The organism is uncultured Roseovarius sp., assembly GCF_913054395.1.
Lineage (GTDB): Bacteria > Pseudomonadota > Alphaproteobacteria > Rhodobacterales > Rhodobacteraceae > Roseovarius.
Genome location: NZ_CAJXIP010000013.1, coordinates 39,831 through 47,521 on the forward strand (window position 1 = coordinate 39,831; position 7,691 = coordinate 47,521).

At 61.3% G+C, this 7,691-nt stretch carries 7 protein-coding genes; 1 reads left to right on the top strand and 6 read right to left on the bottom strand.

What is annotated here, in order from left to right:
- The first annotated feature begins 79 nt into the window (after positions 1–79).
- Complete coding sequence (locus QZ522_RS03345) at positions 80–2,050, top strand: HAMP domain-containing sensor histidine kinase (RefSeq protein ID WP_294607465.1); 1,971 nt, start codon at positions 80–82, stop codon at positions 2,048–2,050.
- 34 nt (positions 2,051–2,084) lie between these two features.
- Here QZ522_RS03345 and QZ522_RS03350 read toward each other — a convergent pair whose 3' ends face one another.
- The 6 genes from QZ522_RS03350 to QZ522_RS03375 form a co-directional block, all read right to left on the bottom strand.
- On the bottom strand, positions 2,085–3,458 hold the full coding sequence (locus QZ522_RS03350) for a sigma-54 dependent transcriptional regulator (protein ID WP_294607467.1): 1,374 nt from the start codon (positions 3,456–3,458) through the stop codon (positions 2,085–2,087).
- The gene (locus QZ522_RS03355; protein ID WP_294607470.1) at positions 3,455–3,592 is read right to left on the bottom strand and encodes a hypothetical protein; all 138 of its coding nucleotides are present in this window, start codon (positions 3,590–3,592) and stop codon (positions 3,455–3,457) included. Before QZ522_RS03355 ends, QZ522_RS03350 begins: the two co-directional genes overlap by 4 nt.
- A 2-nt stretch (positions 3,593–3,594) precedes the next feature.
- The gene (locus QZ522_RS03360; RefSeq protein ID WP_294607472.1) at positions 3,595–4,908 is read right to left on the bottom strand and encodes a c-type cytochrome; all 1,314 of its coding nucleotides are present in this window, start codon (positions 4,906–4,908) and stop codon (positions 3,595–3,597) included.
- 2 nt (positions 4,909–4,910) lie between these two features.
- Complete coding sequence (locus tag QZ522_RS03365; protein WP_294607474.1) at positions 4,911–6,119, bottom strand: formate dehydrogenase subunit gamma; 1,209 nt, start codon at positions 6,117–6,119, stop codon at positions 4,911–4,913.
- A 116-nt stretch (positions 6,120–6,235) separates the two neighbouring features.
- The gene (fdh3B, locus tag QZ522_RS03370) at positions 6,236–6,829 is read right to left on the bottom strand and encodes a formate dehydrogenase FDH3 subunit beta (protein WP_294607476.1); all 594 of its coding nucleotides are present in this window, start codon (positions 6,827–6,829) and stop codon (positions 6,236–6,238) included.
- A gap of 12 nt (positions 6,830–6,841) precedes the next feature.
- On the bottom strand, positions 6,842–7,691 hold an 850-nt coding region (locus QZ522_RS03375), incomplete at its 5' end, for a formate dehydrogenase subunit alpha (protein WP_294607479.1).

A 7,691-nucleotide genomic window follows, 5' to 3' on the forward strand; every position in this document is an offset into this window, starting at 1 on the left:
GACCTGCCGCGCAGGGGCAATTGCCTGCAACCTGTAAATGACCTAATGTCGGGCCCAGACCAAAGGGCCCGACATTTTCATGACCTCAGTTCGGCTTCGACTACTGATCCTGGCCCTGCTGCCCCTGATGGTGCTGATGCCGCTGTTGTTGTTGCTGGCCGTCAACCGCTGGTCAGCCAATTACGACAACCTGCTGATCACCAATGTGCAGAGTGACCTGCGCATCGCCGATCAGTATCTGCAACGCATCCTCGACACCACCGGCAACGACGTCCGAAGTCTGGCGCGCTCGCTTGAGTTCAACCGCGCCAGCCAGCACGCGTCGGACCGCTTCAACCGCTTCCTTCAGGACAACCGCACGACCCTCGGGCTTGATTTCCTCTATTTCCTGCCCGCCCCCGAGGCCCGCGAAAAGGCCAATAGCTGGCCGGTGATCGCGGCAGCGGTACGAGGCGGATCGGCCACGGAAATCGACATTCTTTCGGGCGCTGATCTCGATGCCCTTCCCAGCGGGTCGGGTCTTGCGGCCCGCGCGCGCGTCCCGCTGATCGCGACCCGCGCCGCCGTGCCGACAGATCGACAGGTCGAGGATCGCGGCATGGTCATGCACACCGCCACCGCAGTGACCACTCCGGGGCGCAGCGGGGTGCTTGTAGGGGGGATATTGCTTAACCGGAACCTTGATTTCATCGACACGATCAATGCGCTTGTCTACCGCACGACCGGCGCCAGCGACGACCGTCAGGGCACCGCGACGCTGTTTCTCGACGATGTGCGCATCTCGACCAATGTGCGCCTGTTCGAGGGCGAGCGCGCCCTTGGTACGCGCGTATCGGCGGCGGTGCGCGGCGCTGTTCTGGATGCCGGGCGCACCTGGCTGGATAGCGCCTTCGTGGTAAATGACTGGTATATCTCGGCCTATGAACCGCTGACCGACAGCTTTGGCAACCGCGTCGGGATGCTCTACGTGGGCTTTCTCGAGGCGCCGTTCACCGCCGTGAAACGCGGCGCCTATATCCTTATCTTCGTGGCCTTTCTCGCCATTCTGGCGCTGACCATCCCACTGTTCCTGCGGATGGCGGGGGGAATATTCTCGCCGCTGGAACGGATGACCCAGACCATGCGCAAGGTCGAAAGCGGAGAGCTTGACGCGCGGATCGGGCCGGTGCCCTCACGCGATGAAATCGGCGCGGTGGCCGCACATCTCGATAGCCTGCTTGACCAGGTTCAGGAACGCGACCGCGATCTGCGCTCCTGGGCGGATGAATTGAACACCCGCGTCGAAGAGCGCACGGCAGAATTGCGCGAGGCCAATCAAAAGCTGGAAACCACCTATCAACAACTGGTCATGTCGGAAAAGTTGGCCTCGATCGGCGAGATCACCGCCGGGGTCGCGCATGAAATCAACAACCCCGTGGCGGTCATTCAGGGCAATGTCGACGTCATCCGCCAGACCCTTGGCAAGAGCACGGAACCGGTAGAGACCGAGTTATCGCTGATCGACCGGCAAGTCGGGCGGATAAGTGCCATCGTGAGTAAATTGCTGCAATTCGCCCGGCCCACCGAATTTGGCAGTTTCGAAGAGCAGATCGACATTGCGGCCGTGCTCAAGGATTGTCTCGTGCTGGTGGATCACGTGATCGTCAACGCCCAGACCCATCTTTGCATCAAGGTGGCCGAGGACACGCCGCCCGTGCGCATCAACCCCGGCGAATTGCAGCAGGTGATCATCAACCTCGTGGTCAATGCGGTTCAGGCAATGGGACCGCGCGGCCAACTGACGATCACCCTGCGGCGTGCAGAGCACGACGGCCAGAGTGGCGCCGCTCTGGTGATCGCCGACACCGGCCCCGGCATTCCCGCCGACAAGCTTGCCTCGGTATTCGATCCGTTCTTCACAACCAAGCTTGGCGAGGGCACCGGGCTTGGCCTGTCGGTCAGCCAGACCCTTATTCAACAGGCCAAAGGGCTTATTTCGGTGCGCAACCAAACGACGGGCGGCGCCGAATTCACGGTCTGGCTTCCCGAGGACAGCGGCAAGGATATCTGAGCGCCTTTGCGGCGGACAAGGGCGCGACGCGCGGCTAAAGCCCCCAGGCCGCGCATTTGCGATCCACCGTCTTGCGCGCCACACCAAGCCGCCTTGCGGCCTCGGCGCGGTTCCCGCCGCAGGCATCCAGCACCGCCATGATATGGCGCTGTTCAACCAGTTCCAGCGTCTCGATGGCCTGCGTTCCGGTCATGCGGCCATTGCCCGCGAACTCGTCCGGAAAGGCGCCAAGGATGACCGAACGTTCAATCAGGTTACGCAATTCGCGCACATTACCGGGCCAGTCATAGCGGCTTAGCTTCAGCAGGACTTCTTCGTTCAACTCAAGCGCGGGCATGCCAAGGCTTCTGGAAAATTCACTCATGAACAAGGCGGCCAGTTCGACGATATCCTCCTTGCGCTCCTTGAGATGCGGCATCGCGATATTGACCACATTGATCCGATGGTAGAGATCGGCGCGAAACCGGCCCTCATCGACCGCCTGTTTCAGGTCGGCATTGGTGGCGAACAGAAAGCGCAGGTTCAGCGGAATTTCCCGTTCCGAGCCAAGCGGCCTGATCCGCTTGTCCTCCAGCACCCGAAGCAGCGCGGCCTGCACGTTCTCGGCCAGTTGTGCCACCTCATCGAGCAATAACGTGCCGCCGTCCGCATGCAGCAAAAGACCGTCCTTGCGATAGCGCTCGCCTTCAACCACGCCAAAAAGCTCTTCCGCGATCCGGTCGGGGGAAATCGCGGCGCAGTTGATCGCGACGAACGGCTTTTCCGCGCGATCCGACATGCCATGCAGGGTGCGCGCGGCGATCTCCTTGCCGGTGCCGCTGGCGCCGGTGAAAAGCACCGATGTGGGCAATGGCGCCAGTTTCCCCAGCATCTCGCGGACCGCCTGAACCGGTTCGGAATTGCCCAAAAGCCGCCCGCGCGCGGCCTGTCCGCCCTCTGACAACTCGTGGCGCAACAAATAGTTTTCGCGCCGCAGATATTTGCGATCCAGCGCACGCGCGACGGCATTCAAAATCTGATTGGCGCGAAACGGCTTCAGGACGAAATCTGTCACCCCTGCCCGCAGCGCCTTGATCGCGGTATCCAGATCGGCATAGGCAGTGATCAGGATCGTATCGGCAAAAAAGCCCACATGGCGCTGTTCCTCAAGCCAATCGAGCCCGGTCTTGTCGGGCATTATGTTGTCGAGGATCACCAGGTCGAAATGGGCCTGATCAAGAATATCGCCCGCCTCACGGCAAGAGCGCGCCTGCTCGACCCGCTTGCAGCGCGGGCCGAGGATCTTGACCAGGAAATTACGCATCCCCGGCTCGTCATCAATCACAAGGACCGATGCCGCACCGAGATTTTCGCCGTAATCGTCACGCTCGTCCTGCGCAGGCCGCCCCCGCGCCGCAGTTGGGCTCATTGTGCGGCGTCACCTAGGCGAACCGCATCGCCCGCGCGCTTGGCTTCGGTGCTGAAGCCCGCGGCCTCAAGCAGATAGGGCGCGGCAGCGGCAATAATGGCGCAGGCGACAAAGGCCGTGATCATAGCTTTCATTCTCAGTTCTCCCGTTTGGCCGTGGCATCACGCAGGTAGTCTATCATATCGGCTCGGTCCTGCGCCGCCGTGATCCGTTGCATAGGCATCTTCGAGCCGGGGATATAGTGATCCGGCCCAAGATCAAACAAAGCGTCTATCGTATCGTCAGACCAGATGATATCAGATCCGGTCAGGATCTCGGAATAGGCATAGCCCGGCACGCTTCCGGCCGGGCGCCCGAACACCCCGTATAAAGTAGGCCCCGCCTTGCGCGAGGGTGGCGGCGTCAGCGCGTGACAGATCGAGCACTTGCGCATGAACTGGCGCTCGCCGTTGCTCATCTCCCTCGGGGCACGCAAAAAGCTGTGCTCAGGGGCGCCCGCCGGGTCATATTCGCTCAACAGGGCGACAGGCCAGCCGTAGACCACATCGTTAAGCCCCCCGGCATAGATCATCTTGCCGTCGGGCGAAAATTCAAGCGCCCAGACCGGGCCGCGTTGCATGGCGCGAAAGTCGCGCGCGATCTGCCAGCCGTGGGTGTCGATCACCATGATATAGCCATGCCCGTCCCCGGCCGCCAATTGCCCGGTCCCGGCGTGATGGGCCAGCGACAGGATCGGGCGGCGGTCGAGGGTGAAATCGGCCAGGGTCTCGCCTGTTTCAGGGCGGATCACCCGCGTTGCGCCATCAACCGCGCCATAGGCAAGCCATGTGTCGTCAGGGCCAAGCACGATCCGGTTCACGCCGAACCCCTGATCAATCACCACCCGGGGCCGCATGGCCGGGTCCTGCCAGTGCCATTCGCGCACCGTGCCATCCGAGGAGGCCGAATAAAGCAGCGCGCTGTCGCGGCCAAAGGCGACATCGGTCACGGCGGTGTCATGGCCGCGCAGAAACGTGGGGGCGCCCCCCGCCAGCGGCCATATCCCGATCGCGCCATCCCAGCTTGCCGAGGCGATCCATTGGCCATCGGGTGACACATCCAGCGCCGCGATCTTGCCCTTGTGCCCCTCAAGGCGGGTGTACGCGCCGCTTTCAATATCCCAGATCATGGCCGCGAAATCATCGCCACCCGAGACAAGCCGGGTTTCACCGAGATACTCAAGGCTGACCACCGCCGCGCGGTGCCCCTCAAGCCAGCGCGGCTTGCGCCCCTGCCAGAGACCGACCGAGTTGTCGAAACTGGCCGAGGCCACCTGTCCGGTGCGGTCGTGCACGGCAATTCCCATGATCGGTCCGCCATGCCCCTTGAGCGTGGTAAACTCCTGCGCGGCCAGTGGCGGCGCAACCGCCACCAGCCCAAGACACAACAGGCCTGTCAAATGCCTGCGCATCGCTACTCTGCGGGGGTCGCTTTGCCTTCGGTCTGACCCTCGGCCTTGCGCACCTCTTCAAGCCAGAGACTATGGTGCTCGCGTGCCCATTGCTCTTCGACCTCGCCCGACCCCATCGCGTCATAGGCGCCTTCCATCCCGACCGAGCCGATATAGATATGCGCCAGGATGATCGCCATCAGGACAAAGGCCATCATCGAATGCCAGAGCGTCGCAAGCTGCATTTCCTCATGCGGCGCAAGCATCACCGGCAATTCGCCAAAGCCAAGCGCCTGCGGCAGGCCGGTCTGATTGAGGATGGCGAAGGTCTTGGCGAACATCGGCATCTCGAACGGGAACAAAAGCGACAGGCCCGTCACCGAGATCGAGGCGCCAAACAGGATCACCGCCCAAAAGATCATCTTTTGGCCAGCATTGAACTTTTTGGCAGGCGGGTGGACGCCCTTCTTGAAGATGCCGCCGCCAACGGCGATCCATTTCAGATCGGTCTTGTTGGGGATGTTGTGCATGACCCACATGACAAACACCATCACGAGACCGATCATGAAGGCCCATGAGATATTGTTATGCACCCATTTCGACGCAATCGCGAGGGTCGAGAACGCCTCATGCCCAAAAGCGGGAATAAGGACCTTGCGGCCAAACAGCGTGATCAGCCCGGTAATGCCAAGCACCACGAATGAGCCGGCCATAAGCCAGTGGCCAAAGCGCTCGACCGCCTGAAAGCGAGTCACGGTACGCCCGGTCTTTTCGCCGTCGATGCGGATACGGCCACGCAACAGAAAGAACAGCGCCAGCAACACGATGGTGCCACCAAGGAGATAGGCGCCGTATGTCGCCAGCGGCCCCTGGCGGAATTCCAGCCATCTCATCCCACCATCCTGAATCAGGACGCGGGCCTCGGGGCCACCGGCCGAGACTTTGACATCGGAAAGCCCATAGCGCAGGCCGCGCCAGACCTCGGCATCCGATGTGCCGCCAAGCGTGCCAAGCTGATTTGCAACCCCGGCGGCGTTGTCGGGATCGCCCGTCGCGCCGGAGCGGAATGAATCGTCAATCTTCTCGCCACGTTGCCGGGCAAGGATATCGTCCAGTGTCTGCGCCCCACCGGTCGCCGAACGGTCCGGTTGCGGCACCTCGACCGCCTCTTGCGCGGCCAGCGGCACCGTCAGGAAAAGAGACACCAGTAGTGTCATGATAATGCGGGTCATCGCGGGTCATCCTGTCTGGGAATTTCAAACATTGGCAAGGTGGGCGACTTAACCGTCGCCCACCCGGTCCGAACTGCGGAAGGGCGCACCACAAGGGGTACGCCCCTGACCATCGGTCAGCCGCCTTTCTGTTCGTAGGCTGTACCCCAGCCCCATGCACCGGAACCAAAGCCGCGTGCCACAACACGCTCACGGTAGATCGCGGACACAACGTCCCCGTCACCCGCCAGCAGCGCTTTGGTGGAACACATCTCGGCGCAGAGAGGCAGTTTGCCTTCTGCAATCCGGTTGCGGCCGTATTTGGAGAATTCCGCGTTGGAGTGGTTCTCCTCTGGGCCACCGGCACAGAAGGTACATTTGTCCATCTTGCCACGGCTGCCAAAGTTGCCGGCCTGCGGGTACTGCGGCGCACCAAATGGGCACGCGTAGAAGCAGTAGCCACAACCGATGCACAGATCCTTAGAGTGCAGCACCACACCGTCGTCGGTCTGGTAGAAGCAATCCACTGGGCACACGGCCATACAGGGCGCATCCGAACAATGCATACAGGCGACTGAGATCGACCGTTCACCGGGCTTACCATCGTTGATGGTGACAACACGGCGGCGGTTGATACCCCAAGGTACCTCATGCTCGTTCTTACAGGCAGTGACGCAGGCGTTGCATTCAATGCAGCGGTCGGCGTCGCAGAGGAACTTAGCTCTTGCCATCTTTCTTTCTCCTTATGCTGCACTGATGCTGCAGAGAGTACATTTTGTCTCCTGCATTTGCGTGACTGAGTCATAGCCATAGGTCTGAGCGGTGTTCGAGCTTTCGCCCAACACGTAAGGGTCCGCCCCATCCGGGTATTTGTCCCGAAGGTCCTTGCCCTGGAAATGCCCACCAAAGTGGAACGGCATAAAGGCAACGCCTTCACCGACCCGTTCAGTGACCATGGCCATCACTTTGACCTTGCCGCCTTCGGGACTTTCGACCCAGACCTGAGCCCCGTCACGAACACCCAAATTGTTGGCATCACGGGTATTGATCTCGACAAACATGTCCTGCTGCAATTCCGCCAGCCAGGGGTTGGATCGGGTTTCGTCGCCGCCGCCCTCATATTCGACCAAGCGGCCGGATGTCAGGATGATCGGGAAGTCCTTGGACACGTCTTTCTTCTGGATCGAGGCATAGAGAGTTGGCAGGCGATAGGCCTGACGGTCCTCGTATGTTGGGTAGTCTTCGACCAGATCGCGACGGTTGGTGTACAGAGGCTCGCGGTGCGCAGGCACTGGATCCGGGAACGTCCACACAACAGCGCGAGCCTTGGCGTTACCAAATGGCGCACATTCGTGCTTGATTGCAACCCGCTGGATGCCGCCCGAGAGGTCGGTTTTCCAGTTGGTTTTAGGACCAGCCACCGCATCGATGGATGCACGTTCCTCGTCCGTAAGATCGCCATCCCAACCCAGATCCATCAGCATCTGCATGGTGAATTCCGGATACCCGTCCTGGATCTCCGAGTTCACCGAGTAGACGCCATCGGCCAGCAGGTTGTCACCGTCTCGTTCCCCACCAAATCGGGCACGGAAG

Coding starts and splice junctions, on each gene's coding strand:
- QZ522_RS03345 (WP_294607465.1), top strand. CDS start 80: ATGACCTCAGTTCGGCTTCGACTACTGATCCTGGCCCTGCTGCCCCTG.
- QZ522_RS03350 (WP_294607467.1), bottom strand. CDS start 3,458: ATGAGCCCAACTGCGGCGCGGGGGCGGCCTGCGCAGGACGAGCGTGAC.
- QZ522_RS03355 (WP_294607470.1), bottom strand. CDS start 3,592: ATGAAAGCTATGATCACGGCCTTTGTCGCCTGCGCCATTATTGCCGCT.
- QZ522_RS03360 (WP_294607472.1), bottom strand. CDS start 4,908: ATGCGCAGGCATTTGACAGGCCTGTTGTGTCTTGGGCTGGTGGCGGTT.
- QZ522_RS03365 (WP_294607474.1), bottom strand. CDS start 6,119: ATGACCCGCATTATCATGACACTACTGGTGTCTCTTTTCCTGACGGTG.
- fdh3B (WP_294607476.1), bottom strand. CDS start 6,829: ATGGCAAGAGCTAAGTTCCTCTGCGACGCCGACCGCTGCATTGAATGC.